Annotated in this window: 27 protein-coding genes and 2 pseudogenes; 20 read left to right on the top strand and 9 right to left on the bottom strand. The window is 70.3% G+C overall.

The features are described from left to right. A partial coding sequence (locus KUTG_RS21745; protein ID WP_043719115.1) for an aminotransferase class I/II-fold pyridoxal phosphate-dependent enzyme occupies positions 1–300 on the top strand: 300 nt, incomplete at its 5' end. Positions 301–476: 176 nt separating this feature from the next. On the opposite strand, the gene KUTG_RS21740 is transcribed toward KUTG_RS21745, so the two are convergent. Beyond that, the gene (locus KUTG_RS21740) at positions 477–1403 is read right to left on the bottom strand and encodes a CHAD domain-containing protein (protein WP_043719113.1); all 927 of its coding nucleotides are present in this window, start codon (positions 1401–1403) and stop codon (positions 477–479) included. 18 nt (positions 1404–1421) lie between these two features. Here KUTG_RS21740 and KUTG_RS21735 point away from each other — a divergent pair, with 18 nt between their 5' ends. The 3 genes and pseudogenes from KUTG_RS21735 to KUTG_RS21725 form a co-directional block, all read left to right on the top strand. After that, a complete protein-coding gene (locus KUTG_RS21735) occupies positions 1422–1892 on the top strand; it encodes a nucleoside deaminase (protein WP_043719111.1) in 471 nt (156 codons plus the stop codon). After that, positions 1889–2854, top strand: coding sequence for an isopenicillin N synthase family dioxygenase (locus tag KUTG_RS21730; protein ID WP_043719108.1), 966 nt, complete (start codon positions 1889–1891; stop codon positions 2852–2854). The genes KUTG_RS21735 and KUTG_RS21730 overlap by 4 nt, the downstream gene beginning before the upstream one ends. A gap of 363 nt (positions 2855–3217) precedes the next feature. Further along, positions 3218–3901: pseudogene (locus KUTG_RS21725) on the top strand (IS30 family transposase); the annotation flags it as partial. 133 nt (positions 3902–4034) lie between these two features. Here KUTG_RS21725 and dapD read toward each other — a convergent pair. Further along, on the bottom strand, positions 4035–4952 hold the full coding sequence (gene dapD, locus KUTG_RS21720; RefSeq protein ID WP_043719105.1) for a 2,3,4,5-tetrahydropyridine-2,6-dicarboxylate N-succinyltransferase: 918 nt from the start codon (positions 4950–4952) through the stop codon (positions 4035–4037). A gap of 23 nt (positions 4953–4975) precedes the next feature. Here dapD and dapE point away from each other — a divergent pair, with 23 nt between their 5' ends. The 4 genes from dapE (at position 4976) to KUTG_RS21700 (ending at position 9487) form a co-directional block, all read left to right on the top strand. Next, positions 4976–6061 (top strand): succinyl-diaminopimelate desuccinylase, encoded by a 1086-nt coding sequence (gene dapE / locus KUTG_RS21715; protein WP_043730198.1) that lies wholly within the window; start codon positions 4976–4978, stop codon positions 6059–6061. Further along, a complete protein-coding gene (locus KUTG_RS21710) occupies positions 6061–6825 on the top strand; it encodes an LOG family protein (RefSeq protein ID WP_043719103.1) in 765 nt (254 codons plus the stop codon). The genes dapE and KUTG_RS21710 overlap by 1 nt, the downstream gene beginning before the upstream one ends. Positions 6826–6902: 77 nt before the next feature. Beyond that, positions 6903–8129, top strand: coding sequence for a S53 family peptidase (locus tag KUTG_RS21705; RefSeq protein WP_043719102.1), 1227 nt, complete (start codon positions 6903–6905; stop codon positions 8127–8129). Positions 8130–8221: 92 nt separating this feature from the next. After that, positions 8222–9487, top strand: a complete 1266-nt coding sequence (locus KUTG_RS21700) for a S53 family peptidase (protein ID WP_043730196.1) — start codon at positions 8222–8224, stop codon at positions 9485–9487. 57 nt (positions 9488–9544) lie between these two features. Here KUTG_RS21700 and KUTG_RS21695 read toward each other — a convergent pair whose 3' ends face one another. Together KUTG_RS21695 and KUTG_RS21690 are read right to left on the bottom strand one after the other, a co-directional pair. Further along, a complete protein-coding gene (locus tag KUTG_RS21695; RefSeq protein ID WP_043719100.1) occupies positions 9545–11047 on the bottom strand; it encodes a CocE/NonD family hydrolase in 1503 nt (500 codons plus the stop codon). 158 nt (positions 11048–11205) lie between these two features. Next, on the bottom strand, positions 11206–12225 hold the full coding sequence (locus KUTG_RS21690; RefSeq protein ID WP_052395188.1) for a hypothetical protein: 1020 nt from the start codon (positions 12223–12225) through the stop codon (positions 11206–11208). Between the two features lie 401 nt (positions 12226–12626). On the opposite strand from KUTG_RS21690, the gene folP reads away from it, so the two are divergent. From folP to KUTG_RS21665, 6 genes are all read left to right on the top strand, one after another. Further along, a complete protein-coding gene (gene folP / locus KUTG_RS21685) occupies positions 12627–13496 on the top strand; it encodes a dihydropteroate synthase (protein WP_043730193.1) in 870 nt (289 codons plus the stop codon). Continuing rightward, a complete protein-coding gene (locus KUTG_RS21680; protein WP_043719098.1) occupies positions 13496–14470 on the top strand; it encodes a glucosyl-3-phosphoglycerate synthase in 975 nt (324 codons plus the stop codon). The genes folP and KUTG_RS21680 overlap by 1 nt, the downstream gene beginning before the upstream one ends. After that, positions 14467–14778: a DivIVA domain-containing protein gene (locus KUTG_RS21675; protein ID WP_043719096.1), complete on the top strand. Its 312-nt coding sequence runs from the start codon at positions 14467–14469 to the stop codon at positions 14776–14778. The genes KUTG_RS21680 and KUTG_RS21675 overlap by 4 nt, the downstream gene beginning before the upstream one ends. After that, complete coding sequence (locus KUTG_RS21670; RefSeq protein ID WP_043719094.1) at positions 14775–15326, top strand: DNA-3-methyladenine glycosylase I; 552 nt, start codon at positions 14775–14777, stop codon at positions 15324–15326. Before KUTG_RS21675 ends, KUTG_RS21670 begins: the two co-directional genes overlap by 4 nt. Before the next feature lie 235 nt (positions 15327–15561). Beyond that, positions 15562–15729 (top strand): DUF3117 domain-containing protein, encoded by a 168-nt coding sequence (locus tag KUTG_RS56535; RefSeq protein WP_084579640.1) that lies wholly within the window; start codon positions 15562–15564, stop codon positions 15727–15729. A gap of 668 nt (positions 15730–16397) precedes the next feature. Beyond that, a complete protein-coding gene (locus KUTG_RS21665; protein WP_052395186.1) occupies positions 16398–17615 on the top strand; it encodes a leucyl aminopeptidase family protein in 1218 nt (405 codons plus the stop codon). Between the two features lie 86 nt (positions 17616–17701). Here the strand turns inward: KUTG_RS21665 and KUTG_RS21660 are convergent, their stop codons facing one another. The 3 genes from KUTG_RS21660 to glgA form a co-directional block, all read right to left on the bottom strand. Then, positions 17702–18589: a LysR family transcriptional regulator gene (locus tag KUTG_RS21660; RefSeq protein WP_043719092.1), complete on the bottom strand. Its 888-nt coding sequence runs from the start codon at positions 18587–18589 to the stop codon at positions 17702–17704. Continuing rightward, positions 18586–20064: a hypothetical protein gene (locus tag KUTG_RS21655; RefSeq protein ID WP_043719091.1), complete on the bottom strand. Its 1479-nt coding sequence runs from the start codon at positions 20062–20064 to the stop codon at positions 18586–18588. The genes KUTG_RS21660 and KUTG_RS21655 overlap by 4 nt, the downstream gene beginning before the upstream one ends. An 84-nt stretch (positions 20065–20148) precedes the next feature. Beyond that, complete coding sequence (glgA, locus tag KUTG_RS21650) at positions 20149–21300, bottom strand: glycogen synthase (RefSeq protein ID WP_043719089.1); 1152 nt, start codon at positions 21298–21300, stop codon at positions 20149–20151. 39 nt (positions 21301–21339) lie between these two features. On the opposite strand from glgA, the gene glgC reads away from it, so the two are divergent. Together glgC and KUTG_RS21640 are read left to right on the top strand one after the other, a co-directional pair. Continuing rightward, complete coding sequence (gene glgC / locus KUTG_RS21645) at positions 21340–22557, top strand: glucose-1-phosphate adenylyltransferase (RefSeq protein ID WP_043719088.1); 1218 nt, start codon at positions 21340–21342, stop codon at positions 22555–22557. Between the two features lie 19 nt (positions 22558–22576). Further along, positions 22577–23239, top strand: coding sequence for a hypothetical protein (locus tag KUTG_RS21640; protein ID WP_043719086.1), 663 nt, complete (start codon positions 22577–22579; stop codon positions 23237–23239). Positions 23240–23356: 117 nt separating this feature from the next. On the opposite strand, the gene KUTG_RS21635 is transcribed toward KUTG_RS21640, so the two are convergent. Continuing rightward, positions 23357–24238, bottom strand: coding sequence for an SDR family oxidoreductase (locus tag KUTG_RS21635; RefSeq protein WP_043719084.1), 882 nt, complete (start codon positions 24236–24238; stop codon positions 23357–23359). Between the two features lie 85 nt (positions 24239–24323). On the opposite strand from KUTG_RS21635, the gene KUTG_RS21630 reads away from it, so the two are divergent. After that, on the top strand, positions 24324–24893 hold the full coding sequence (locus KUTG_RS21630; protein WP_043730189.1) for a TetR/AcrR family transcriptional regulator: 570 nt from the start codon (positions 24324–24326) through the stop codon (positions 24891–24893). Here KUTG_RS21630 and KUTG_RS21625 read toward each other — a convergent pair. Next, positions 24890–25558, bottom strand: coding sequence for an O-methyltransferase (locus tag KUTG_RS21625; protein WP_084579638.1), 669 nt, complete (start codon positions 25556–25558; stop codon positions 24890–24892). The two genes, KUTG_RS21630 and KUTG_RS21625, sit on opposite strands and share 4 nt — an antisense overlap. A 139-nt stretch (positions 25559–25697) precedes the next feature. Between KUTG_RS21625 and sigE the strand changes: the two genes are divergently transcribed. The 3 genes and pseudogenes from sigE to KUTG_RS63785 all read left to right on the top strand — a co-directional run bounded on the left by sigE (position 25698) and on the right by KUTG_RS63785 (position 26921). Continuing rightward, a complete protein-coding gene (gene sigE, locus KUTG_RS21620) occupies positions 25698–26300 on the top strand; it encodes an RNA polymerase sigma factor SigE (protein WP_043719082.1) in 603 nt (200 codons plus the stop codon). After that, positions 26297–26398: pseudogene (locus tag KUTG_RS63790) on the top strand (zf-HC2 domain-containing protein); the annotation flags it as partial. The gene sigE and the pseudogene KUTG_RS63790, both read left to right, overlap by 4 nt. Before the next feature lie 133 nt (positions 26399–26531). Then, a complete protein-coding gene (locus KUTG_RS63785) occupies positions 26532–26921 on the top strand; it encodes a hypothetical protein (protein WP_052395184.1) in 390 nt (129 codons plus the stop codon). Positions 26922–26933: the final 12 nt, after the last annotated feature.

Genomic DNA, 26933 nt, shown 5'->3' with positions numbered 1-26933 from the left:
TTCGCCCTGGGCGACGACCAGCACGTCGTCGAGCAGCGGGCCCGCTACCAGGCCCGGCGCAAGGTCCTGCGGGAGGCGCTGCTCGGCGCCGGCTTCCGCATCGACCACTCCGAGGCCGGCCTCTACCTGTGGGCCACCCGGGACGAGGACGCCTGGGACACCGCCGCCTGGCTGGCCTCGCTCGGCATCCTGGCTGCTCCCGGCACCTTCTACGGCCCCACCGGCAACCGCCACGTGCGAATGGCGCTGACCGCCACCGACGAACGCATCGCCGCCGCCGCCTCCCGCCTGGCTGGCTAGCCGGAGCCTAACGCCCCTACGTCTGGCCGCCCACTTTTTTGCCACATGCGCTTCCCACTTGGCACCAGACGCCACATAGGAAGCGCATGTGGCGTTTCCACCCCCAAACGCCACATGCGCTTCCCGTTTGGCGCCTGGTGCCACATAGGAAGCGCATGTGGCAAAAGAGGGGGTGTTCAGCGAAGGACGGTTCTACCCTGGCGGTCTACCGCCGACCAAGCGGCGTGCCACAGGTCGCGGGTGGTCACGCGGCGGACGTGCTCCCGCTCCACCAGCCGTCCGGCCACGAACACCAGGTCCCAGTCGACGACGTCGCCCTGAGCCGCCACCAGTCGCCGGACCTCCTGCTCGGCGACGCAGGCGTCCTGGTGCTCGCCCAGCACCTCCTGCAGCTCCTTCGACGCCCGCACCAGCTCCTTGAGCTGCTTGCCGGTGATGGGACGGACCAGCTCGGCGGCGTACCGCAAACGCTTGCCGAGGATGCGCAGCCGGTGCAGGTCCTCATCCGGCGGATCGGCCGGCAGGGCCCGCACCGCCTTGCGCAGCTTCCGGTACGGCGCCCGCACCAGATCCATCAGCTCGGGCTCCGACGCGGTTGGGTCGAGCTCGGAGTTGGCGGCCTGGGCCAGGTGCCCCAGCAGCGTCCGGTAGCGCGAGCTGTTCAGAGCCGAGGTGAGCCGCGCACGGGCGGAGACCCGCTCGTTGACGAGGCCGTCCAGCAGGGTGGTGGCGACGGTCCGCTCGTCATCGGGGAAGTCGTCGGACTCGGCCCGGAGACGATCGATCAGCACGTCCAGATCCCGCACCGGTCCCAGCGCGCCGCCGAGCCAGCCCAGCTCGACCCGCAGCTTGGCACTGTCGGGCGCGGACTTGAGCACAGCTCGCAGCCGCCGCACCGACACGCGCATCTGGTGCAGGTCCTCGGGATCCTCGCCGGTGCGGGTGCCCGGCTCGTAGTGCAGCATGGCCAACGTCTGGGCATGCAGCGCCGCTCGGACGTGGCGGGCGACCGGATCCTTCGCGGTGGCCGGGACGGGGAGCGGCGCCAGGCCCAACCGTTCCGGCGTGACGGGCCGGCGAGCTGGGGCGATGGACGTGCTCATTGGTGAATGGTAGGTGACATGCGGATGAATGGCTCCCCCGAAGAGACGCACGCGGACCTGCTCGAAGCGGCCGTTCGTGAGGCCAGGGCCGGTCGGGCCGAGGGCGGCATCCCGATCGGCGCCGCGCTTTTCCACGTGGACGGCACGCTGTTGGGCAGCGGCCACAACCGCCGCGTGCAGGATGGCGATCCCTCGATGCACGCCGAGACCGCCGCCTTCCGCAATGCCGGCCGGCGACCGACCTATCGGGACACGATCATGGTGACCACGCTGTCGCCGTGCTGGTACTGCTCCGGCCTCGTCCGCCAGTTCAACATCGGCCACGTCGTGATCGGCGAGGCCCGCACCTTCCACGGCGGCCACGACTGGCTGGCCGAGCACGGCGTGGCCGTGACGGTGCTCGACGACGCCGAATGCGTCAGCATGATGACCGAGTTCATCGCGGCCGAACCGCACCTGTGGTTCGAGGACATCGGGGAGACTCCGTGACCCACGCAGTGCCCAGCATCGACCTCCAGGCCTGGTTCCACGGCGACGACCGGGACCGTGCCGAGGTCGCCGCCCGCGTCGACGAGGCCTTGCAGACGGCCGGCTTCCTGCTGATCACCGGGCACGAGGTGAGCACCTCGTTGCGTGACGACACGCGGGCCGTGGCCCGGGAGTTCTTCGCGCTGCCCGAGGACGTCAAGCAGACCTACGCCACCGCCGTCGGCGGCCGCGGCTGGCTGCCGCCCGGGGCCGAGGCCAACGGCTACGCAGAGGGCACGCCCACGCCGCCGGACATGAAGGAGTCCTTCACCGCCGCCTGCGACACCCCCACCGGCAACCCCGCCGTCGACGCCGAGTGGTTCGCCCCCAACGTCTGGCCCGACGCCCAGCTGCCCCGGATGCGCTCCGTCGTCGGCGAGTACCTGGACGAGATGCACGCCCTGTCCGACGAGCTGATGGCCCTCTGCGCCGTCGCCCTCGGACTGGACGTCGACTACTTCGAGCCGTTCCTGTCCGAGCCCACCTACGGCTTCAACATCAACTGGTACCCGCCCCTGACCCGCGTCGGCCCCGCTGCCGAGGGCCAGTTCCGCATCGGTCCGCACACCGACTTCGGCACCGTCACCGTGTTGGACCGCGAGCCCGGCCTCGGCGGCCTCCAGATCTACACCGCCGACGGCCAGTGGATCGACGCCCCCTACGACCCCGCCGCCTTCACCGTCAACATCGGCGACCTCATGGCCCGCTGGACCGGCGACCGCTGGCGCTCCACCCGCCACCGCGTCCTGCCCCCACCCGCCGACGCCCCCACCGAGGACCTGGTGTCGTTGGTCTTCTTCTACGAAGCCAACCACGACGCCGTGGTGGAGTCCATGGCCCCGCCCATCGGCCGGCGCAGCTACCCGGCCACCAACTGGGGGCAGTACCTGAAGGAGAAGCTGGCCGCGATCAGCGTGGGGTGAACAGGCTCCCACCCAAGGTGGTTTCTAGTGGTCGTTGCAACACCTGAGTGATCAGGAGACGCAACGATGACCAGACGACACCGTGACCGGATCCCCGAGGGCATGACCAGGGACCCGTCCCGGCGTGGCAAGCGCCTGACCGCCGAGCGCGGCACTTACTTTGCGTTGGTGGACCTGGGTGTGGGCAGCCGGGAAGCGGCCCGGCGGGTCGGGATCAATTACCGCACCGCGAAGTACTGGCAGGCCGCCGCGAAAGCCGCCGCCACGGCGGCGCCACCAGCGCAGCCGGTGGTGTCGTCCCGCTACCTGAGTCTGGACGAGCGGATCGTGATCGCCGACCGGGTCCGCCAACCCGGAGTGTCGCCCGACCAACCAAGGTGGCATGTGAGTCACGAGACGATCTACCAAGCCCTGTATGTGCAGGCTCGGGGCGGTTTGCGGCGGGAGGTCGCCGGCTGGTTGCGGACCGGCCGTATCGCGCGACGCCCCCGCACCCGTGCGGATGCGCGTCGGCCGCGGATGGCCACCGACATGGTCATGATCAGCGACCGGCCGGCCGAGGTGGCGGATCGGGCGGTGCCGGGGCACTGGGAAGGCGATCTGGTCATGGGCGCGTTCAACCGGTCGGCGATCGGCACGCTGGTGGAGCGGACGACCCGGTTCGTGATGCTGCTGCACCTGCCGGATGGCTACACCCCGACGGCGGTCCGTGACGCCCTCGTGGCGAAGATCGCCACCTTGCCGGCGCAGTTGCGGCGGTCGTTGACGTGGGATCAGGGCAGCGAGATGCACCTGCACGGCCAGTTCACCGAGACGACGGGGATGCCGGTCTACTTTTGCGACCCGCACTCACCCTGGCAGCGCGGCTCCAACGAGAACACCAACGGCCTGCTACGCCAGTACTTCCCCAAGGGCACCGACCTGTCGGTCCACACCGCCGAGCACCTGGACGCGGTCGCGGCCGAACTCAACGACCGGCCCCGCGAGACACTCGGCTGGGACAGCCCAGCTGAACGCGTGACACGACTGCTCACCACCACCGGCTAGCAGCAGTGTTGCAACGACCACTAGAAACCGCCCAACCCGGGGGGCTGGCCCCGCTGCCAGTCTACTCGCGGCGGGGCCGGGTGATCTTGGTTGAGGGCTGCCTTGTGGATAACCGGTGAGCTGTGGATAACTGTCAGTTCGCGTGCAAGGCGGCGTTGAGTTCGATGCCCTGGCCCTTGCGGGCCTTGACCTCGACGACGCCGGTGGTGGAGTTGCGGATGAACAGCAGGCCGGACTGGCCGGCGAGCTCCAGGGCCTTGACCACCGAGCCGGAGGGCAGGGTGACCTTGGTGCCGGCGGTGACGTAGAGGCCGGACTCGACGACGCAGTCGTCGCCGAGGGGGATGCCGATGCCGGCGTTGGCCCCGATCAGGCAGCGCTCGCCGAGGGAGATGACCTCCTTGCCGCCGCCGGAGAGGGTGCCCATGATCGAGGCGCCGCCGCCGACGTCGGAGCCGTCGCCGACGACGACGCCGGCGGAGATACGGCCCTCGACCATGGAGGCGCCGAGGGTGCCGGCGTTGAAGTTGACGAAGCCCTCGTGCATGACGGTGGTGCCGGTGGCCAGGTGTGCGCCGAGGCGGACGCGGTCGGCGTCAGCGATGCGGACACCGGTGGGCAGCACGTAGTCGACCATGCGCGGGAACTTGTCGACGCCGTACACGGTCACCGGCCCACGGGACCGCAGGCGGAGGCGGGTGGCCTCGAAGTCGGCGACGGAGCACGGCCCGAAGTTGGTCCACACGACGTTGGCCAGCAGACCGAATTGTCCCTCCAGGCTCAGTCCGTGCGGCTTGACCAGGCGGGACGAGAGCAGGTGCAGGCGCAGGTACACGTCGTGGGTGTCGACCGGCGCGGCGGACAGGTCCTCGATCACCGTCTCGACCCGGACCACGGTCACGCCACGGGCCTTGTCCTCGCCGAGCACGTCGGCGAAGTCGGGCTGGTCGGCGGCGGGGGAGTCGAGGGTCGGCGACGGGTACCAGGTGTCCAGGACGGTTCCGTCGGCGGCGATGGTGGCAAGGCCGGTGCCGTAAGCGCTGGTGGTCACGGCACAACGGTAACGTGCCGGTCGTGACGACAAGCCTGGACCTGACCGCCGATCCCGTCGAGCTGACCGCTGCCCTGGTGGACGTGCCGAGCGTCTCCGGCGACGAGGAAGCGCTGGCCACGGCGGTCAAAGCGGCGCTGGAGAAGCAGGCCCCGCACCTGGAGATCAAGGTGTCCGGGAACACGGTGATGGCCCGCACGAACCTGGGCCGGCCGTCCCGCGTGGTCCTGGCCGGCCACCTCGACACGGTGCCGATCAACGGCAATCTGCCGTTGCGCCGCACGGGTTCGGGCGACGATCTTGTGCTGCACGGCTGCGGGGCCGTCGACATGAAGGGCGGCGACGCCGTCTTCCTGCACCTGGCCGCGACCATCGCCGAGCCGGTGCACGACCTCACCTTCATCTTCTACGACTGCGAGGAGATCGAGGCGACCCGCAACGGGCTGGGCCGCATCGAGCGGGAGTTGCCGGAGTGGCTGCGGGGCGACCTGGCCATCGTGGGCGAGCCGTCCAACGGCGTGATCGAGGCCGGCTGCCAGGGAACGCTGCGGATCGAGTTGCGCACCAAGGGAATCCGCGCCCACACGGCCCGGGCCTGGATGGGCGAGAACGCCATCCACGCCATGGGCGGGGCGCTGCACAAGCTGGACCTGTACGAGGCGCGGCAGGTGGACATCGACGGCTGCCACTACCGCGAGGGCCTGCAGGCGGTGAAGATCACCGGCGGTGTCGCCGGCAACGTGGTGCCGGACGAGTGCGTGCTGACGATCAACCACCGCTTCGCCCCGGACCGCAGCGCCGAGCAGGCGGTGGAACACCTTCGGCCGCTGTTCGAGGGCTACGAACTGACGGTCATCGACGCGGCGGAGGGCGCGCTGCCCGGTCTGTCCGCGCCGACGGCCCGTGAACTGGTCGAGGCCGCGGGCGGCACGCCGGTGGCGAAGCTGGGCTGGACGGACGTGGCGCGGTTCGCGGCGCTGGGCATTCCGGCGGTGAACTTCGGCCCGGGCGACCCGACGTTGGCCCATACCCAGCAGGAGAACGTGGCCGCCGAGCAGATCGCGCGGTGCGAGCGGGTGCTGCGCCGCTTCCTGAGTAGGGTTTCATGATGAACGAGAACCAGGAGCAGCCGCTGAACGAGCGGCAGCGTGGTCCGGTGACGCTGCGCCGGGACCGCTCCAGCGACTCCACCACCACGGACCAGCGGCTGCTGGACTCCCGCGGCCCGTCCGACTGGGTGCACACCGACCCGTGGCGGGTGCTGCGGATCCAGGCCGAGTTCGTGGAGGGCTTCGGCGCGCTGGCCGAACTGCCCAAGGCCGTCACGGTGTTCGGCTCCGCCCGCACCAAGCAGGACCACCCGGACTACGAGACCGGCCGCAAGCTCGGCGGCGCGCTGGCCGAGGCCGGCTTCGCCGTGATCACCGGCGGCGGCCCGGGCTCGATGGAGGCGGTCAACCGCGGCGCCTCGGAGGCCGGCGGCTACTCCGTCGGGCTGGGCATCGAGCTGCCGTTCGAGCAGGGCCTGAACCCGTGGGTCGACCTCGGCGTCAACTTCCGCTACTTCTTCACCCGCAAGACCATGTTCATCAAGTACGCCCAGGCGATCATCTGCCTGCCGGGCGGCTTCGGCACCCTGGACGAGCTGTTCGAGGCGCTGACCCTGGTGCAGACCAAGAAGGTCACCAAGTTCCCCGTCGTCCTGTTTGGACGGTCCTACTGGCAGGGCCTCTACGACTGGCTACACGATTCGGTGGAAGGCGGCGGCAAGATCGGGGCCAAGGACATGAAGCTGCTACATCTGACGGACGACATCGACGACGCCGTCCGTGTGGTCCAGGACGCCTATCGGGCGTGGGAGCAGGTGCACTGATTCCCGACTTTCGGACCTGACGGTTGGCACGCGGCACCCCCTTGAATGGGCGGGGTCGGCTGATCTGGAGGGAAGCCATGGTGGGACGTTCGGTCAAGTCCGCGGGTGTGCTGGTGGTCGGGGCCGCGCTGGCGCTGGGTGGCGTCGTCGCCGCCCCCGCCGTCGCAGCGCCCGCCCCGGGCCAGCACAGCTTCAGTGCGGCGGCGCGGTCCTTCGTGGGCGCGGACACCGTGGAGCAGAAGGTGCGGCGAATGGAGGCCGCGCTGGCCGCGCTGCCCCGGCTGGCCACCGCCTACGACGTGAAACCGTTGTGGGACAAGGGAACCGATGGCACTGGTATTACCGTGGCCACGCTGGTCTCCTTCGGCGACAAGGCCATTCAGTCGGTCATCGACTCCTACGACCAGCGCAACGGCCTGCCCAAGGCCAACGTGCAGATCCTCGAGCCGGTCGGCCACGTGCCCGGCTGCCGCGACTCCGGCGTGGACACCGCGACCTGCCAGTCCTGGGGCGGCGAGACCGACCTGGACGTGGAGATGATCCACACCCTGGCGCCGGGCGCGAAGATCGTCGTGATCGCCACCCCGGTGGCCGAGACCGAGGGCATCGACGGGCTGCCGGAGATGATGCGGGCGGTGGACTACGCCACCACCAACAAGTCCGCGGACATCATCTCGATGAGCTTCGGCACGGCCGAGGACAACTTCGACTCCAACGCCCAGATCACCGGCCTTGACCCGGCGTTGCAGCGTGCGAGTGCGGCCGGCATCACGTTCACGGCCTCGTCCGGCGACTCCGGCGCCACCAACCACAAGAAGGCCGGCGGCTACTTCAGCACCCGGACCGCCAGCTGGCCGGCGTCCGACCCGAACGTGACCGCCGTCGGCGGCACCAACTCGGTGAGCGGCAAGCCCAACACCACGCTGTGGGCGGACTCGGGCGGCGGCCTGTCCAAGGTCTACAACCGGCCCGGCTGGCAGGACAGCGTCTCGACGATCACCAAGAGCACCAAGCGGTCCTTCCCCGACATCACGATGGAGGGCACCAGCGGCACCTCCGAGTCCTCGCCGCTGTTCGCCGCCGTGCTGGCGCTGGCCGCGCAGGCCAAGGGCGGCCGCCTCGGCCAGGTCAACACCGCGCTCTACGGCGGCAAGGTCACCGGCTTCGTCGACGTGACCAGCGGCAACAACAGCTACAACGGTGTCACCGGCTACTCGGCGGCCAAGGGCTTCGACATCGTGTCCGGCTGGGGCACCCTCGACGCCGCCAAGTTCGTCCCGTCCCTGGTGGCAGCACTGCACTGAGCGTGACTCGCAAAGTTCGGAAGGGACCATTCCTCCACTCGGAGTGGAGGAATGGTCCCTTCCGAACGTCTAGATGGTTACTAGGAGTGATGATGCGGGGTAGATCTCTGGTGGGGGTGGCGGCCGGTGTGGCGTTAGCCGCCACGGCTCTGGCGGCGCCGGCGGAGGCTGGGCAGCAGCCGCGGGCGGCGCAGCAGGCGCACCACATGTTCAGCGCGGCGGCGGCGTCGTTCATCGGCGCGAACACGGTGCAGCAGAAGGTGGATCGCCTCTCCGCGGCGGCGGCCGGGCTGCCGCGGCTGGCCAACGCGTACAACACGCCGACGCTGTGGAACCAGGGCGTGACGGGCGCCGGGGCGACGGTGGCGACGCTGGTGTCCTACGGCGACGCGGACATCAAGGCCGTGATGGACGCCTACGACCAGCGCAACGGCCTGCCGCCCGCGGACATCTCGGTGATCACGCCGGCCGGCGCGGTGCCGGGCTGCGCGGATTCGGGCGTGGACACCGGGACCTGCCAGGGCTGGGGCGGCGAGACCGACCTGGACGTGGCCATGTTCCACACCATCGCGCCGGCCGCGAAGATCGTCATCGTGGCCACGCCGATCGCCGAGACGCAGGGCTTCACCGGCCTGCCGGAGATGATGGCCGCGGTCGACTACGTGGCCAGGCACAAGCTGGTCGACGTCATCTCGATGAGCTTCGGCACGGCCGAGGACACCTTCCCGTCGGTCGACTCGGTGAAGAGCCTCGACCCGGCGCTGGAGCGGGCCAGCAGGGCCGGCATCACGCTGGTCGCCTCCTCGGGCGACTACGGCGCCACCAACCCGGTGCTCGTCGGCGACGGCACGTTCCCCTACCGCGCGCCCAGCTGGCCGGGCTCGGACCCCAACGTCACCTCGCTCGGCGGCACGGTGCTGTCCACCGACGCCAACGGCAACCGGACCGCGCCCGACGCCCTGTGGCCTCGGTCCGGCGGCGGCGTCTCCAAGACCTACGCCCGCCCGTCCTGGCAGAACTCGGTGAAGTCCAGCACCGGCAGCAAGTTCCGCTCGTTCCCGGACATCACCATGGAGGGCATCCAGGGCACCTCGGAGTCGGCCCCGCTGTTCGCGGGTGTGCTTGCGCTGGCGGTGCAGGCCAACGGCGGGCACTCGCTGGGTCAGATCAACCCGGCGTTGTACGGGAAACTCGGCCCCAAGGCGGCCAAGTCCGGCATCGTCGACGTGACCAGCGGCGACAACAGCTACGGCGTGGTCACCGGCTACACCGCGGCGGCCGGCTTCGACACCGTGTCCGGCTGGGGCACGCTCGACGCCGCGAAGTTCGTGCCGGCACTGGTGAAGGCCGTCAAGTAACGCTATAAAGCCAGAAGGCGGGGGCTCCCGCGCCGGGGCCCCCGCCTTCCGCTGTTCCTAGCTGACCGGAACCGTCAGCGTGCCGGACAGCGAAACCGTGCTGCCGAGCTTGCTGGACGACAGGTAGCGCGGGTCGACGGTGTCGACGACCAGCGCGAGATGGTGCCCCGCCGGCACATTCCAGGCGATGGGCTCCAGACCGAGGTCGATGGTGCGGGTCACGCCCGGAGTCGCGCCCAGCACCGAGTACGGCTTGTGCGTGATCAGCGATCCGAGCCCCAGCGGACCCACGTCGTAGAGGTACGCGAACAGCGTCGTGTCGGCGGCGCTGGGCGTGACGGTCAACTGCGCGTGCGGTGTGCCGTTGACCTCAAAGCCTTGGGCGGCAACGGATCCCGACCAGACGCCGGCCGCGGCCCGGGAGACCAGCGGCATCGAGACGCCGTTGGGAATGCCCAGGTAACCCTGCAGGATCCCGCTCACGAAGACGACGCCGCTGTCGGCGACGGTGTCCACTCCGGCCGCGAACTTGGTGCTGCTCAACGAAATCGTCTGCCGCTGCCACGGCCACGACTCGGAGCCCTGCCAGCCGCCGCCGTTGGCCGGCTTGACCTGGATCGAGTGCTCGCGGTCGATGCCGTTGTCCACACCGAGCAGGTAGTGGTCGAACCAGCGGTCGGCCGCGTCCCAGATCTCGTTGGGCAGGCCGGCCGCGCCGAAGACCTCGGGCGTGCCGTGGTCGCCGGGGGCGAGCATGAGGCGCTTCGGGCCGGTCAGCTTGCCGAAGAAGTCGACGAGCTGGCTGGGCGGGAACAGCGAGTCCTCCCAGGCGTTGGCCATCATCACGGCGGTGCCGTGCTGGTTGATCGCGTCGACCTTGGTGGCGGCGGAGCGCACCGGGGCGATCGGCAGCGCATCGGCGAACCTGCCGGCCAGATAGGCCCTTTCGGCGTTCTGGAGATCCGGTCCGGGTCGACCGGTCAGGTGCCCGGCGGCCAGCAGCAGGTCGACGCCCGCCGCGCTGACCGTCTGGTTCGGATACAGCGAGGCGGCCAGGTCGGACCAGCCGCTCAGCGACACCGCGGCGCGGACCCGCGGGTCGGCGGCGGCGGTGAGCAGGCTGATGCCGGCCCCGTAGGAGATGCCGGCCATGCCGATACGCGACGGGTCGGCGTTCGTGTTGGCCAGCGCCCAGTCGATCACCTTGCTGGCGTCGGCCACGTCCTTGGGCCCGGCCACCTCGATCTGGCCGGCCGAGTCCCAGAAGCCGCGGGCGGTGTAGCTGATCACCACGTAGCCCGACTGGTACGCGAGTTTCGCGGCCGCGCCGACGTACTCGATGTCCAGCGCGCCCCAGCTGCTCGGCATGACCAGCAGCGGGAACGGCCCGTCGCCGCGGCCGGTCGGCCGAATCACGAACGCGCCGAGCGAGTCGCCGCCGTCGCCGGGGATGGACTGATAGGTGGTGCTGAAGCCGGCGGCCGGGGCCGCCGTCGCGGTGCCCGATAGGCCGACCAGCGCTAGCAGCACGGCCAGCAGGGTCGCCATTGACCTGCGCACTTGCCCTCCGGAGTGACCTCGGTCACGACTTGGCTACTCGGCAGTAAACTTGGACCTACTCTGGAGTAGCAATCGACTGTGACGTGCGTCACGGCCAAACGGCGGTGTCACCACCCTGCGGTGACACCGCCATTCGGTCATGCGTCGAGCGTCATCGCTCAGTGGTTGCCGACGCCGCCGGAGTTGCCGCCGCCGACGGTGTTGCCGGAACCACCGTTGCTGTTCCCGTTGCCGCCGTTGTTGTTGTCGCCGATGTTGTTCCCATTGCCGCCGATATTGCCCTGGCCGGCGTTGTTTCCATTGCCGCCGTTGTTGTTGCCCGGGTGCCAGCGACGCGGTTCGAGCAGCGTGCGCTCCGACGAGATGGAAGCCGGCACGACCACCCGGTGTGAACGGTGGTTGCCGATACCGCCGGAGTTGCCGCCGCCGACGGTGTTGCCGGAACCACCGTTGCTGTTGCCGTTGCCGCCGTTGTTGTTGTCGCCGATGTTGTTGCCGTTGCCGCCGACATTGCCGCTACCGGCGTTGTTGCCGTTGCCGCCGTTGTTGTTGCCGGGGCCACTGGAAAGGCTGCGGCCGAAATACGGGTTCTCCGGAAGGTTGACCGCGGCCGGGCTCACGCCGTGGCCGTTGCCCATGCCGCCCGAGTTGCCGCCGCCGACGGTGTTGCCCTCGCCGCCGTTGCTGTTCCCGTTTCCGCCGTTGTTGGCGGAACCGATGTTGTTGCCGTTGCCGCCGGTGTTCTCGGAACCTGAGTTGTTGCCGCCGCCGACGTTGGTGTTGCCGGGACCGGCGACCGGCGCCGAGTCCGACCGGAGGAAGTCTGCGAAGGGGACCGAGGCCGCCTGGGCGAGCTTGGTCAGGCCGTTGTGCGCGCCGCCGGCGTTGCCGCCGCCGACCGTGTTGCCGGCCCCGCCGTTGCTGTTGCCGTTGCCGCCGTTGTTGTTGTCGCCGATGTTGTTGCCGTTGCCGCCGACATTGCCGCTACCGGCGTTGTTGCCGTTCCCGCCGTTGACGTTGCCGGTCGGCACCACGTTCTGGCTCAGGACATTGACGTTGGAAACGAGTGGCTGTTGGAAAAGGGGGTTGTCGGCCGGTGCCTCCGCCGCGAATGCCGGTGCCCCGATGACCAGCATTCCGGTGGCGGTGACCGCCACGACAAGTGCCTTCTTGGCCACGGTCTCTCCTTATTGATCTTGTGTTGTGCGCCGCGACATCGAGCGGAAGTGCGCCCCCTCCAGCTCGTGGATCGCCTCGGCCCGACCGAGGCTAGCCCGGCAAACGGAGATCTCACGGGCCGTGCCCTCGTTCGGGTGGACCAATTTCCGGTAATCGGTATCACCCGGCGGTGTCGATTGACTAGGCCGAATGGGTAAAAGCGCGGGTGGGGGACTCGGGCGGAATACCCGGCCGGGGGACAACGGCGGACACTGATCATCCGGCCGCGATTTGCCCTCTCTTCGACCCCTGTGGCATACAGGAGGGTCGCCGTGTTGTCGGAGCAGTTATTTGTTCCGGCAACAGTGATGGACATTACTCCAAACAGGTGGATCGGGCGCGTCGTGGCACGATGACCGTTGTGCGACCGTTGCGATTCGGGACCAGGCAGGTCGGCGCCGACCGTGCGCTGGTCATGGCCATCGTCAACCGGACGCGCGACTCCTTCTACGACCGCGGCGCCACTTTCGCGGTGGATGCCGCGATGGCCGCCGTGGACGTGGCTGTCGCCGACGGCGCGGACATCATCGACATCGGCGGCGTGCGCGCCGGCTCCCAGGGCGAGACCGTCGACGCTGCGGAGGAAGCCCGCCGCGTGGTTCCTTTCGTGGCGGCAGTTCGCGAACGTCATCCGGACGTCGTGATCAGCGTGGACACCTGGCGGCACGAGGTCGCCGCCCAGGTCTGCCACGAGGGCGCGGACCTGATCAACGACACCTGGGCCGGGGCGGACCCGCGGCTGGCCGAGATCGCGGCGGAGCACGGCGTCGGCATCGTCTGCTCGCACACCGGCGGCCTGCCGCCGCGCACCGATCCCTTCCGGCCGCGCTATCGGGACGTAGTGGCCGAAGTCGCCGAGGAACTCGCCGCCGCGGCGGAGCGCATGGTGGCGCTGGGCGTGCCGGCCGACGGCGTGCTCATCGACCCGACCCACGACTTCGGCAAGAACACCTGGCACGGACTGGAACTGCTGCGCCGGGTGGACGAACTCGTCGGCACCGGATGGCCGGTGCTGATGGCGTTGTCCAACAAGGACTTCGTCGGCGAGACGCTGGGCGTCGGCCTGGAGGAGCGGGTCGACGGCACGCTGGCCGCCACCGCCGTCGCGGCCTGGAGCGGCGCTCGGGTGTTCCGCGCGCACCAGGTCAGGCAGACCCGGCAGGTGCTGGACATGGTGGCGAGCATCGCCGGCACCCGCCCGCCGGCTGCCGTGCTGCGGGCGCTGGCCTGATGCTGGGGGCCACCGAGCGGTGGTTCCGCGAGCGCACCTGGCAGGAACCCGGGTGGACGGTGCCGGAACTGGTGCGCGCCAAGGGTGATCGCACCGTGAGCGTGGTGCTGCCCGCATTGGACGAAGAGGGGACGGTCGGCCGTGTGGTGGCCGCCGTTCGGCCGCTGCTGGGCTCGCTCGTGGACGAACTGGTCGTGATCGACTCCGGCTCGACCGACCGGACCATCGAGAAGGCGCGGGCCGCCGGCGCGCGGGTGGTGCTGCGCACCGACGTCCTACCCGAGCTGGAACCGTTACCGGGCAAGGGAGAAGTCCTCTGGCGCTCGCTGGCCGCGACCACCGGGGATCTTGTCGTGTTCCTCGACTCCGATCTCGTCGACCCCGACCCGGCCTTCGTGCCGGCGCTGCTCGGCCCGCTGCTGACCGAAGCGGGAGTGCACCTGGTCAAGGGTTTCTACCGCCGTCCGCTGCGGCTGGAGAGCACCGGCGGCGGCCGGGTCACCGAGCTGTTGGCCCGCCCGGTGATCGCGGCGCTGCGGCCGGAATTGTCCGGCGTGGTGCAACCGCTCGGCGGCGAGTACGCCGCCACGCGCGAACTTCTGGAGTCCGTGCCCTTCGCCGCCGGCTACGGCGTGGAGATCGGGCTGCTGATCGACACGCACGCCCTGTACGGACTGGACGGCCTGGCCCAGGTGAACCTGGGCGTGCGCAAGCACCGGAACCGGTCGCTGTCGCAGCTGGGCGCGATGGCCAGCCAGATTCTCGGCACGGCACTGGCCCGATGTGGTAGCGACGTCGGCGAGGCCACCGTGCTCACGCAGTTCGTGCAGGTGGACGGCGAATGGCTGCCGGATCCGACCACCGTGTCGACCGCCGACCGGCCGCCGATGCGGACCCTGCGCGGGCGCGGCGGGCGGGTTTCGGACGACCCCCGTGCACGGGTGGCCCCGGACGTGCCACGATCGAAGGCGTGACCACCGTACTCATCTACCTCGTCGTGATGGCCGTGGTGGCCGGCGTGGTGTTCCTGGCCGCGTCGCTGGTGTTCGGCCGCGGCGAGGAGCTCGCCCCGCTGCCGCCGGGCGCGTCGCCGACGCGGCTGCCCGCCGACGCGGTCACCGAGCAGGACGTCCAGGACCTGCGCTTCCAGCAGGTGTTCCGCGGCTACAAGATGTCCGAGGTCGACTGGGCCCTTGACCGCCTCGGCCGCGAGGTGACCGAGCTGCGGGCCAGGGTGGCGGAGCTGGAGGAGCGGCTGTCGGTGGAGGAGAACGCCCGGTGACCACACCGGTCCGCTGCCCGTGGGGTGACTCCACAGAGGACTACCAGCGCTATCACGACGAGGAGTGGGGCGTCGAACTGCGCGGTGTGCCCGAGATGTTCGAGCGGCTCAGCCTGGAGGGCTTCCAGTCGGGCCTGTCGTGGATCACCATCCTGCGCAAGCGCGAGGCGTTCCGGGCCGCTTTCGATCATTTTGATCCGAAGAAGGTCGCCGCCTACGACGAGGCCGACGTGGAGCGGCTGATGGCCGACACCGGCATCGTGCGCAACCGGCAGAAGATCACCGCCGCCGTCCGCAACGCCGGCGTGGTCAACGGTCTGGACCAGCCGCTGGACGACCTGCTGTGGTCGTTCGCGCCGACCGGCCGCCGCCGTCGCCCGCGCACCGTCGCCGACGTGCCGGCGGTCACGCCCGAGTCGACGGCGATGGCCAAGGCCTTGCGCAAGCTCGGGTTCGCCTTCGTCGGGCCCACCACGTGCTACGCGCTGATGCAGGCCACCGGCATGGTCGACGACCACATCGCCGCCTGTTGGCGGGCCCGCCGCTGACCGTCCACACCGGACATCCGAGGGTGAGTGCAGGGGTGCGCGCGTGGGCCCGTACGGGCGCCGCCCGGCGTGCCGCCTCGGCGGCAGGGGGCCTGACTTGCCAAGATGGTGCCGGCGGCGTGCGGCCGAAAAGATCGGTTCGGTTTCACGCCCGATGGCGGATGGGGGAGAATGGACGTGACCCGGCAGGCTGGGAGGCGGTCGGGCCGAGCTGGACAGATGGAGGGAGCACGCTATGGCGGCCATGAAGCCCAGGACCGGCGACGGTCCCCTTGAGGTCACCAAGGAGGGGCGAGGCATCGTGATGCGGGTGCCCCTCGAAGGTGGTGGGCGCCTCGTCGTCGAGATGTCGGCGGAGGAGGCGAGCGAACTGGGCGATGCCCTCAAGGGCGTCGTGGGCTAGACGCCGCCCCCGCGTGCTGTGCCCCGAGCCCCGGTTTCCCTCGTGGAGCCGGGGCAGAATTCGTTTCCCTGCTGGAGGTTCTCCGTGCGCTCGACGGCGCCCGCCGTGCCAACCCCGTTGCCCGCGATCGAGGTCGCCGCGGCCCCGCGTCGCAGCCTCCCGGCGGTGGTGATCGTCACCGACGGCCCGCAGAAATTCGATGGAAACGCCATCAGAGTTAATCAAGATCACGCCGGGTCCTAAACTAGGTGTGGTCAACGGTAGTGAATAAGGCTGAATTATTCCTTCCCGTACCGGTTACTGTAGGATATTCTCTCGTCAACCTCTCCTCCGTATGGAAGTCCCGAACGTTATCCTTTTCCAGAGGGTAGCCGACCCACCTCGTGGTCCGGAGTGGCTCGTAACTATTCAGTGATAAAGAATGTCGAGACGCATCTGGACCGTGTGCAATCACTGGCTAGAGTAAGTACCGGGAAGGCGTCCGTCGCTGCGTCACTCCGGGCCTCGAGAAACTTCGTTATACCCTTCGGAAGTGTGGTCGACACTCCATTCGCCTACAGTACTAATATTACGCGTGCCGACTGCAGCCAATTATTATACAGGGGACTCATCTGTTGGACATTTATTGTCGCTCAGTCATAACAACGACACCTTTCACTCGAAAGTGTATGTTTCTTCGTCCCCTGGGGCGGTCCGCCGGCGCCGCGCTGGTCCGCGCGGCCGACGAGCGCGAGCTCGCCCGCTACCAGGTGCTGCTGCCCGAGGACGTCACCGCCGAGCAGGCCGGCGCGTTCGCGCTGGGCCTCGCGCTGGGCGGTTACCGGTTCAAGGTCACCGGCGACACGCCGGACGCCCGCACGAAGTCAGTGCTGCTCGTCACATCCGCTCCGGTGGCCGACGCCGTGGCCGAGGCGCTGGTCCTCGCCGCCGCGACCGCGTTGACCCGGGACCTCGCCAACACGCCGTCCAATGTGAAGGATCCGGCCTGGCTGGCCGGCGCCGCCGCGCGGCTGGCCGAGGGCGTGACCGGGCTGACCGCCGCCGTCCGTGACGAGAAGTGGCTGGCCGAGCAGGGCTTCGGCGGCGTGCTGGCCGTCGGCTGCGGCTCCGCGCGGCCGCCTCGGTTCGTGGAGTTGACGTGGCGTCCACGCGGCTCGGCCAAGGCGCCGCATCTGGTGTTCGTGGGCAAGGGCATCACCTTCGACACCGGCGGCATCTCGATCAAGCCCGCCGACGGCATGCACCTGATGCGTACCGACATGGCCGGCGGGGCCGCGGTGATCGCCGCCCTGCTTGCGGTGGCCGCACTGAAACTGCCCCTTCGTGTCACCGGTCTCGTGCCGTGCGCGGAGAACCACGTGTCCGGCACCGCCTACCGCCCCGGCGACGTGGTGACCCACTACGGCGGCAAGACCACCGAGGTCGCCAACACCGACGCCGAGGGCCGCATGGTGCTGGCCGACGCCATGACCTGGGCCGTGCGCAAGCACTCCCCGGACGTGCTGGTCGACGTCGCCACCCTCACCGGCGCCATGAAGGTGTCGCTGGGCGTGCGCACCGGCGGCCTGTTCGCCACCACCGACTCCCTCGCCGAGCAGCTGATCACCGCCGGCTCCGAGGTCGGCGAGGCGCACTGGCGCATGCCGCTGCTGGAGGACCTCGCGGACTCCGTGCGCAGCGACATCGCCGACGTCAAGCAGGCCCCCGGCGGCCCCGGCGCCATCGCCGCCGCCCTCTTCCTGCGCGAGTTCAGCGGCCAGCTGCCCTGGGCCCACCTCGACATCGCCGGCCCCGCCCGCTCCGAGTCCACCTACGACGAGGTCGTCCCCGGCGCCACCGGCTTCGCGGCGCGCACCCTAGTGAGATTCGCACAGAACTACGCCTGACACCCCCTCTTCTGCCACATGCGCTTCCTATGTGGCATCTGGCGCCACATAGGAAGCGCATGTGACAAACAAGGGGGGTGCCGGCGTTACGCTGTGACGAAGGCACGAAAGAGTTCCACGGCGGGCGGCAAGGGCACAGCGGCCGACCAGACCAGGCCGATGGTGCGGCTGGCCGACGGGGTGAGCGCCAGCTCGACGACGCCGTTCAACGCGGTGTCGGACTGCGGCAGCAGGGCGACACCGAGACCGGCGGCGACGAGACCGCGCACCGTGTCGACCTCCTCGCCCTCGAAAGCCAGCACGGGCAGGAAGCCGGCCTGCTGGCAGAGGCCGTCGGTGATGCGGCGCAGGCCGTAGCCGGCCTTCATGCCGACGAACTGCTCCTCGGCCACATCAGCCAGCCGCACTCGGCGCCGGTCGGCCATCGGATGCCCGGTCGGCACGGTCAGTAGCAGTGGCTGCTCGTACAGCGGCTGGCACCCCAGGTCGGCCTGGCCGACCGGCAGCGGAGCGGTCAACGCCAGGTCGACGTCGCCGGCCCGGACCCGGGTCAGCATCTCCTCGTGCGCGGCCTGCTCCAGGGCGAACTGCACCTTGGGGTGCTCGGTGCGAAACGCCCGCAGCAGCTCCGGCACCCGCACCCCGCCCATGGTGTGCAGGAAGGCCAGCACCACCTGCCCGCGCTCCGGATCGGCCTCGCCGATGGCCCGGCGGCAGCCCGCCTCCAGCACGCCCAGCGCCTGCTCGGCAGCCTCGGCCAGGATCTGCCCGGCCCGGGTCAGCCGCACACCCCGCCCGTTGCGGACGATCACGGGCGTGCCCAGCTCGGCGCTGAGCGTGGCCAGCCAGCGGCTGACCGTCGGCTGCGGCACGCCGAGGCGGTCGGCCGCCCGCGTGACGTGCTGCTCGGCGGCGAGCGCCCGCAGCAGGGCGAGCCTGGGGGCCAGTCCCGCGGCGAGCTGCTCGTGCGTCATCCGAAGTCCAGGGGCAGGTCGATCGCGCCGGTGGCGGTCAGGTCCACGCGCCCGAGGGCGGACACCTGGACGGAACCGACGCTCACGCCGATCTTCACCGACTTGACGTCGGCCGGCACCTCGAACACCAGCGCGGCCGGCAGCAGGTCGCCGTCGTAGCGGACGCCGACCAGCTTGGCCCTGGAGCCGTCGGGCAGCGTCATGGCGAAGGAGTTCTTGGTGACCGGGCCGCCCATGATCGCCGGCAGCTGGCCGGTCGTCCTGATCGCCACCTCCAGCAGCGCCTTGCCGTCGGTAGTCTCGGTGACCAGCTGGTAGTCGCCGCTGTCCAGCTTGATCGGCCGCTGCCGGCCCAGCCGCACGCCGGTCACGGTCAGCTCGGCGGCGTGATCGCCGGCCGGCAGGCCGCCGTAGGGGACGATCGTCCTGGCCACGAACTTCTGGGTGGCGTTGGCCGGCACCTTGCTCACGCCGCTGGCCGTCGCCAGCGAGTCCGGGGCCTTGGCCGCGCGCTTGCCGTCCGGGATCCGCACCGGCTGTTCCAGCGAGTTCGCGCCGACGCTGCCGAGGATCAGCGACTCCCCCGGCTCCGCCTTGTCCGGCACGGCGTAGATCAGGAACACGTCCCCGGAGTCGGGCAGCCGGTCCGGCGACAACACCGTCCGACGACCCTCGACCACCAGCGACAGCGTCGACTGCTGCGGATGCCAGCCCGTCCACTGCTGCGCCGAGAACGCGGGATCGGTCTTGCCCGAGCGTTCCACGTGCAGGCGCAGCACCCGCAGCTGGATGCCCTTGCCCGGGATGAGGGTCGCGCCGTCGCCGATCGGGAAGCTGCTCGGCCGGCCGTAGCCGGTGGCGTTCACCGCGAGCAGGTCGTCGTGCACGCGCAGGGTGGCCGGGTCGGTGAGGCCGAGATCGGCGTTCGACTTGTGCTCGGAGTCGGCCAGCACGGCCACGAAGTTGGCGCTGGCGGTGCGGTTGACCACGGCCTTCGGGCTCGTGGTGGTGCCGTCCGCGCGGATGAGGCTGTCGCTGACCGGCGTGCTGCGGTTGCCCGGGAGCGGCACGTCCGGCGGCTGCACCTGGAGCTGGATCTGGGTGTCGTTCTCGCCGGTCTTCTTCATGGCGATCGGGACCCAGGCGTTGGTCGGCGGGCTGCCCGGCACCTGCACCGGGCCGCACCACAGCCGCTCGTCCACCGAGCCGGACAGCCCGAGCTGGGCGAACCAGCAGCGCGGCAGCCCGGTCCCGGACGGCGAGACGTAGCCGAAGCCGACCGTGTAGGCCAACTCCCGTTCCCCATCGGCCTCCAGGCGCGCCGGATCGACGATCTGCTTGCCCCCGATGGTTAGGGTCGCCGTACCCGACGCGCCCGCATGGGACGTCGAACAGGCGGCCGCGCCCAGCAGCAGCGCGCCCGCCGACAGCAGGATCGCGGCACGGCCCCCAGGCCCGTGCACGGTGAGTGACACCCGTCCTCCGATAGCTCGATCAAAGTCGCTCTATCGGGTAAAGGTGGCCGGCGCGGGTTCCGGGTTGCCGTGACCAAACGTGACCTAAATCACACTGCGGTAGACGTCGACCGTCTGCGCCGCCACGCCGCCCCACGAAAACTCCCGAACTGCCCGGTCACGGCCCGCGCGGCCCATTTCCGCCGCCCGCGCCGGATCGGCCAGCACCCGCGAGATCGCCGCCGCCAGATCCGTGCGGAACGTCTCGGTGTCGGCCTCGTCGTAGTGCACCAGCAGCCCGGTGACGCCGTCGTCCACGACCTCCGGGATGCCGCCCACGTCCGACGCGACGACCGCGGTGCCGCAGGCCATGGCCTCCAGGTTCACGATGCCCAGCGGCTCGTACACCGACGGGCAGACAAAAACCGTGGCGTGGCTGAGCACCTGCTTGACCTCTTCGGTCGGCAGCATCTCCTGGATCCAGAACACGCCCGGGCGGGCCTTGGCCAGCTCGGCCACCGCCGCCTCGGTCTCCGCGGCGATCTCCGGCGTGTCCGGCGCGCCCGCGCACAGCACCAGCTGGGCGTCCCCGGAGATCCGGTGCGCCGCCGCGACCAGGTGCCCGACGCCCTTCTGCCGGGTGATCCGGCCCACGAACGCCACGATCGGCTTCGCCGGGTCGATCCCGTGCTCGGTCAGCGCGTCGGTGCCGGTCACGGACTCGTAGAGCGTCGTGTCGATCCCGTTGCGGACAACGTGCACCCGGGCCGGGTCCAGCGCCGGGTAGCAGTCCAGGACGTCGGCCCGCATGCCGTCGCTGACCGCGATGATCGCGTCCGCCGACTCGTAGGCCGTGCGCTCCACCCAGGACGACAACCGGTAGCCCCCGCCGAGCTGTTCGGCCTTCCACGGTCGCCTCGGCTCCAGCGAGTGGGCCGTGATCACGTGCGGCACGCCGTGCAGGATCTTCGCCACATGACCGGCGAAGTTGGCGTACCACGTATGTGAATGCACGAGGTCCACGCCCTCCACCGCGGCCGTGATCTCCAGGTCGACGGACAGCGTGGACAGTGCCGGGTTCGCGTCCCTGAGGCTCGGCGCCGGCTGGTGGGCGGTCGCATCCGGCCGCTCACCACCGAAACAGTGCACGTCGACGTCGACGATCTCGCGCAGCCGTGGCACGAGGAAGCCGACATGGACGCCTGCCCCGCCGTACACCTCGGGCGGGTACTCGCGTGTCAGTAATCCGATCCGCACAGCTGACAACCTAGTGCCCGGCGGATAGGGTCACTGATCGTGAAGGGCCAGCCCCACGTTCTGGGAATCGTGCTCGCCGGCGGTGAGGGCAAGCGGTTGTGGCCCCTGACCGCGGACCGGGCCAAGCCTGCGGTGCCGTTCGGCGGCAACTACAGACTTATCGACTTCGTGCTGTCCAACCTCGTCAACGCCGGCATGTCCAAGCTGTGCGTGCTGACCCAGTACAAGTCGCACTCGTTGGACCGCCACATCTCCACCACGTGGCGGCTGTCCAGTGTGCTCGGGCAGTACATCACCCCCGTGCCGGCGCAACAGCGGCTCGGGCCACGCTGGTACACCGGCAGCGCCGACGCGATCTTCCAGTCGCTCAACCTCGTGCACGACGAGAAACCCGACTACATCGTCGTCTTCGGCGCCGACCACGTGTACCGGATGGATCCGGGGCAGATGGTCGAGCAGCACATCGAATCCGGCTGCGGGGTCACCGTCGCCGGCATCCGGGTGCCGCGGGCCGAGGCCAAGGCCTTCGGCTGCATCGACTCCGACGCTGACGGCCGGATCACCCGGTTCCTGGAGAAGCCGGCCGATCCGCCGCACGTGCCCGACGACCCCGACGTGACCTTCGCGTCCATGGGCAACTACGTGTTCACCACCGAGGCGCTGCTCGACGCGTTGCGCACCGACGCCGCCGACCCCGACTCCGACCACGACATGGGCGGCAACATCATCCCCATGCTGGTCGACGCCGGCAGCGCCTACGTCTACGACTTCGACGACAACGTCGTGCCCGGCGCCACCGAGCGGGACCGCGGCTACTGGCGGGACGTCGGGACCCTGGACGCCTACTACGACGCCCACATGGACCTCGTGTCCGTGCACCCGGTGTTCAACCTCTACAACCAGGCGTGGCCCATCCGCACCGCCACCCCGCCCCTGCCGCCGGCCAAGTTCGTCAACGGCGGCATGGCCGTGGAGTCCATCGTCGGGCCCGGCTCGATCATCTCCGGCGCCACCGTGCGGGAGTCCGTGGTCAGCTCCGACGTCGTCGTCGAATCCGGTGCCATCGTCGAGGGCAGCGTCCTGCTGCCCGGCGTCCGCATCGGCAAGGGCGCCGTGGTGCGCAAGGCCATCCTCGACAAGAACGTCGTCGTCACCGACGGCGCCATGGTCGGCGTCGACCGCGCGTACGACCTGGAGCACTACACCGTCAGCGCGAGTGGAGTCGTCGTGCTCGGCAAGGGAGCGCGCGCCGAGTAGCTCTTGTTTCGAGGGGAACATGACCGGGCAACACCCGGACGAGGTGCGCTTCGAGCACAAGCGGTTCGCGCTGACCGCGGTCGACGGCTCCGGCCTGTTCGACCCGGTCCAGCACGACGTCGAGCCGCGGTGGCTCGGCACCGGTTGCTACCGCGGCTTCATCTGCCACTACGCCGTCGTCCGGCGGCGGTTTGTGCTGCGGCAGCTCGTACTCGGATCGGACGACGAGCCCGGTCCGATCGGCGGCGTGCGCCCGGTGATTGGTGACTACGGCTGGCAGTACCAAGGGATGGCCATGCCGGTCGCCTTCACCGGGCGCACGCTCATCGGCAACGACTTCGTCGGCCCCGGCGTGCGCATGGGGTTCGTGCCGGCCTGGCTCTTCACCCACGTTCGCGAACTGACTTTTCAGGACGGGGCCCTGCACACCGCCGCCGACCGCTCCGCCGAGCTGGCCGAGGTGCGAGAGGTCCTGGACGAGCTGGGCACCGGTCCCGACCTCGCCGAGGATGCCGGCGACTGGATCGCCCGCACCTTCTCGCTGAGCTACGACTACAGCTGGCCAGGACGTGAGCGATCGGACGATCAGTGGCACGCGCTTTCGGCCGCCGTGCTGAACCGCAGGTCAACCCCCATGCCCACAGCCGCCGCGGGGGATGGGCCCCCGGATCGCAAATCCTAGCCGGGTTGGCGGCTTGATCGCTTGGCCAAGATCATCAGCTTCGGGCTTCTGCCACATGCGCTTCCTATGTGGCAGCTGGCGCCACATAGGAAGCGCATGTGGCAAGAAGTGCTGCGTTCACGGCTGGAGGAGCTCCAGGTCGGCCAGCAGGCTGGGGTGCTTGGGCTGCCAGCCGAGGGTCTGCTGGGTGTGCGCGCTGGACGAGGGCTGGTCGTTGGCGAAGATCAGCCCGAGCGGGCCGTAGGTCTCGACGGGCACCGACGAGACCGGCAGGCCCAGGCGGCGGCCGATGACGGCGGCGATGTCCCGCACCTGATCACCCTCGTCGGCCACGGCGTGCCAGGCGGTGCCGGCGGGGGCCTGCTCCAGGGCGAGCCGGAAGAGGGCGGCGGCGTCGAGGGCGTGCACGGCGGGCCAGCGCTGGGAGCCGTCGCCGGGGTAGCCGGAGACGCCGGTCTGGCGGGCGATGCCGGTCAGGACGCCGGCGAAGCCGCCCTGGCCCTCGTTGTGAACGGTGCGGGGCAGGCGCACGGCAGAGCTGCGAACGCCCCGTGACGCCAGGTCGAGGACGGCCGTGACGGCGCGGCCACGGCCGCCGACGGGACCATCGGTCGGCACGACGTCGGCCTCGGTGGAGAGGCGGCCGGGCACCCACGGCGTGCCGGAGCAGGTGACGAAGGGCTTGCCGCTGCCGATCAGCGCCTCGCCCATGGCGGCGAGGGCGGCGCTCTCCTCGGCGACGCCGCTGGCGACGGCCTCGGCGCTGCTGAAGTCGTTGCTGAAGGCCAGGTGGATCACGCCGTCGGCCTGGGCGGCGCCGGAACGCAGCGTGTCCAGGTCGGACAGGCCGCCGCGGACGGGCTCGGCGCCGGCGGCCAGGGCAGCCTGCGCGGAGGCGTCGGAGCGGGCGAGTGCGAGGACGGAATGGCCGTTGTTCAGGAGCTCGGTGACGACGGCGGAGCCGATCAGGCCGGTGCCGCCGGTGACAAAAACGCGCATGGGACGCTCCCGTAGTGATGGGACTCTTGTCCCGTCACGCTAGCACGGTGATGGGACAAGAGTCCCATCACCTATGATGGGCGCCATGGGCCGATGGGAACCGGGGGCGCGGGAACGCCTGGTCGTGGCGGCCGTCGACCTGTTCACCGAGCAGGGCTACGACGCCACCACGGTCGCCCAGATCGCCGAGCGCGCGGGCGTCACGAAAAGCACCTTCTTCCGGCACTTCTCCGACAAGCGGGAGCTGCTGGTGGCCGGGCAGGAGACGCTGAGCCGGCTGCTGGCCGAAGGCATCGCCGAGGCGCCGGCGGCGGCCAGTCCCCTGGAGGCCGTCGCGGCCGGCCTCGTACGGGCGTCCGGCGCGATGGGGCCGATGAACCGCGAGCTCGGCCCACGCCTGAGGGCCGCCGTCGCCGCCAGCGCCGAACTCCAGGAGCGGGACGCCCTCAAGAGCGTCAGCCTCGCCGCCGCCATGACCGCCGCCCTGGTGGCTCGCGGCGTGCCCGACGCGACCGCGGCGCTGGCCGGTGAGCTGGGGGTTCTGGCCTTCAAGCGCGGGTACGCGGCGTGGTCGGACAGCGGTGACGACGACCTCGCCCCACACGCCCTGAAGGCCCTGAACGACCTCCGAGCGGCGAGCCTGTCGCTGGGCTAGCGCTTGGCGGCGACGAGGAGGCCGTCGCCGACCGGGAGCATGATCGACACCAGGCGGTCGTCCTCGCGGACGGCCTTGTTGGTCTCGCGGATGGCCTGGGTCTCGGCGTCCCGGTCGGCGGGATCGGCGACCTTGCCCTTCCAGAAGACGTTGTCGAAGGCGATGACGCCGCCGGGGCGCAGCATCCGGACGCCGTGGTCCAGGTAGCGCGGGTACTCCTGCTTGGCGGCGTCGACGAACACCAGGTCGTAGCCGCCGTCGGTCAGCCGGGGCAGCACGTCGAGCGCCTGGCCCATGATCAGGCGGGTGCGGCCGGGGCTGATCCGGGCCTCGGAGAAGGCCCGCCGGGCCACCCGCTGGTGCTCGGGCTCCACGTCGATCGAGGTCAGCACGCCGTCACGGGCCATGCCGCCGAGCAGCCACAGGCCGCTCACGCCGGCCCCGGTGCCGATCTCCACGACGGCCTTGGCCTGCAGGGACGCAGCCAGGAAACGCAGGGCGGCCCCGCCGGTGACGCCGATGGGCACACAGCCCAACTCGGTCCCCCGGGCCCGTGCGGCCGAGGTGACCTCGTCCTCGGCGGCGTAGCCGTCCACGTAGTCCCGGAGCGTCACAATGTGCGAGGTTAGCGGCGCGGAGGGCCATTCTGGGTGAACAACCCGCATCGGAGCATTCTCAGACTGCTCTCAGGCCTCTCTCACGATGGTTATAAGCGCGGCGGCGACAGTAGAGGGGAACAACGGGGACGTCCGCCACGTTGTCCCCACCGAAGGGCAGCCGCCCGCTGGAGGTGCCGTACCACCGATGCGCACTCAGACGACCGAACCGGCCGCCGAGCCGGTCGCCGCCGCCCCCGTCGCCGTCGCGCCGGTCGAGGCCGCCTGGACACCGCCGTCGTGGGACGAGGTCGTGCGCGAGCACGCCGACCGGGTCTACCGGCTCGCCTACCGCCTGTCGGGCAACCAGCACGACGCGGAGGACCTCACCCAGGAGACCTTCATCCGGGTGTTCCGCTCGCTGGCCTCCTACAAGCCGGGCACGTTCGAGGGCTGGCTGCACCGCATCACCACGAACCTCTTCCTGGACATGGCCCGCCGTCGCTCACGGCTGCGCATGGAGGGCCTGCCCGAGGACACCGACCGCCTCGTGGGCGACGACCCGAGCCCCGAGCAGGTCTACTCGGACACCCACCTGGACCCCGACCTCCAGTCCGCGTTGGACGAGCTGCCGCCGGAATTCCGTGCCGCTGTAGTGCTTTGTGACGTCGAGGGCCTGTCCTACGATGAAATCGGGGCCACGCTCGGAGTCAAGCTGGGCACCGTGCGCAGCCGTATCCACCGGGGCCGGCAGGCCCTGCGCGCGAGCCTTGAGCGTCGCGCCGAGCTTGCACGGAAGGACGTGGGATGACCGAGCTGCGCGGGTGGAGTCTGCCGAGCCTGCCGGAGCAGCACCTGCTGCCGGACGCGGTGGTGGCCTTCGTCGACGGCGAGCTGTCGGCCACCGCCCATGACCGTGTGGCGGCGCACCTGGCGCGCTGCCCGTTCTGCGCCGCCGAGGCCGCGACCCAGCGGCACGCCCGGTCGGCGATGAAGTCGGCGAACGCGCCGGTCGCCTCGGCCGGCCTGCTGGCCTTCGCTGATGTCCATCCCCCAGGACGTGGAGCTGCCCAGCGGCCCCGACATCTTCGGCGTCACCGAGGACGGCCAGGTTGGTCACCGTGCTGCGGCCGGGGCAAGGGCATGCGAGAAGCTTCCGCCTTTTCGGCAGCGGGCCCGCCTTCGGGTCATCCCAGCCCCTCGCAGGCGGTCCCTAACGGTCCTGAGCAACCGCGGCCTCTCCCGCCGCACCAAGCAGGGTGCGGGCGTCGTCGTGTCGGGCCTGGTGCTCGGTGCGATCGCCATCGTGACCATGCACGGCGACACCCCGCCGTCCGGCGACAACGTGACCGTGCCGGTGGACGCCAACCAGGTCATGCAGGTGCAGTCGTCGACCACTCCGACCACGGTCACGCAGCTGCCTACACCGTGAATTCACCGCTGG

This window comes from Kutzneria sp. 744 (assembly GCF_000568255.1).
Lineage (GTDB): Bacteria > Actinomycetota > Actinomycetes > Mycobacteriales > Pseudonocardiaceae > Kutzneria.
Note: the sequence above shows the minus strand (reverse complement) of the source record. Positions and strands in the feature narration are given on the sequence as shown.

Bases quoted from the DNA above. Each gene is read 5' to 3' on its own strand.
- KUTG_RS21660 (WP_043719092.1), bottom strand. From the start codon at position 18,589: ATGACGCACGAGCAGCTCGCCGCGGGACTGGCCCCCAGGCTCGCCCTG.
- KUTG_RS21740 (WP_043719113.1), bottom strand. From the start codon at position 1,403: ATGAGCACGTCCATCGCCCCAGCTCGCCGGCCCGTCACGCCGGAACGG.
- KUTG_RS21735 (WP_043719111.1), top strand. From the start codon at position 1,422: ATGCGGATGAATGGCTCCCCCGAAGAGACGCACGCGGACCTGCTCGAA.
- KUTG_RS63785 (WP_052395184.1), top strand. From the start codon at position 26,532: ATGTCCATCCCCCAGGACGTGGAGCTGCCCAGCGGCCCCGACATCTTC.
- KUTG_RS21665 (WP_052395186.1), top strand. From the start codon at position 16,398: ATGTTTCTTCGTCCCCTGGGGCGGTCCGCCGGCGCCGCGCTGGTCCGC.
- KUTG_RS21625 (WP_084579638.1), bottom strand. From the start codon at position 25,558: ATGCGGGTTGTTCACCCAGAATGGCCCTCCGCGCCGCTAACCTCGCAC.
- KUTG_RS21635 (WP_043719084.1), bottom strand. From the start codon at position 24,238: ATGCGCGTTTTTGTCACCGGCGGCACCGGCCTGATCGGCTCCGCCGTC.
- KUTG_RS21640 (WP_043719086.1), top strand. From the start codon at position 22,577: ATGACCGGGCAACACCCGGACGAGGTGCGCTTCGAGCACAAGCGGTTC.
- KUTG_RS21700 (WP_043730196.1), top strand. From the start codon at position 8,222: ATGCGGGGTAGATCTCTGGTGGGGGTGGCGGCCGGTGTGGCGTTAGCC.
- KUTG_RS56535 (WP_084579640.1), top strand. From the start codon at position 15,562: ATGGCGGCCATGAAGCCCAGGACCGGCGACGGTCCCCTTGAGGTCACC.
- sigE (WP_043719082.1), top strand. From the start codon at position 25,698: ATGCGCACTCAGACGACCGAACCGGCCGCCGAGCCGGTCGCCGCCGCC.
- KUTG_RS21710 (WP_043719103.1), top strand. From the start codon at position 6,061: ATGAACGAGAACCAGGAGCAGCCGCTGAACGAGCGGCAGCGTGGTCCG.
- KUTG_RS21705 (WP_043719102.1), top strand. From the start codon at position 6,903: ATGGTGGGACGTTCGGTCAAGTCCGCGGGTGTGCTGGTGGTCGGGGCC.
- KUTG_RS21630 (WP_043730189.1), top strand. From the start codon at position 24,324: ATGGGCCGATGGGAACCGGGGGCGCGGGAACGCCTGGTCGTGGCGGCC.
- KUTG_RS21680 (WP_043719098.1), top strand. From the start codon at position 13,496: ATGCTGGGGGCCACCGAGCGGTGGTTCCGCGAGCGCACCTGGCAGGAA.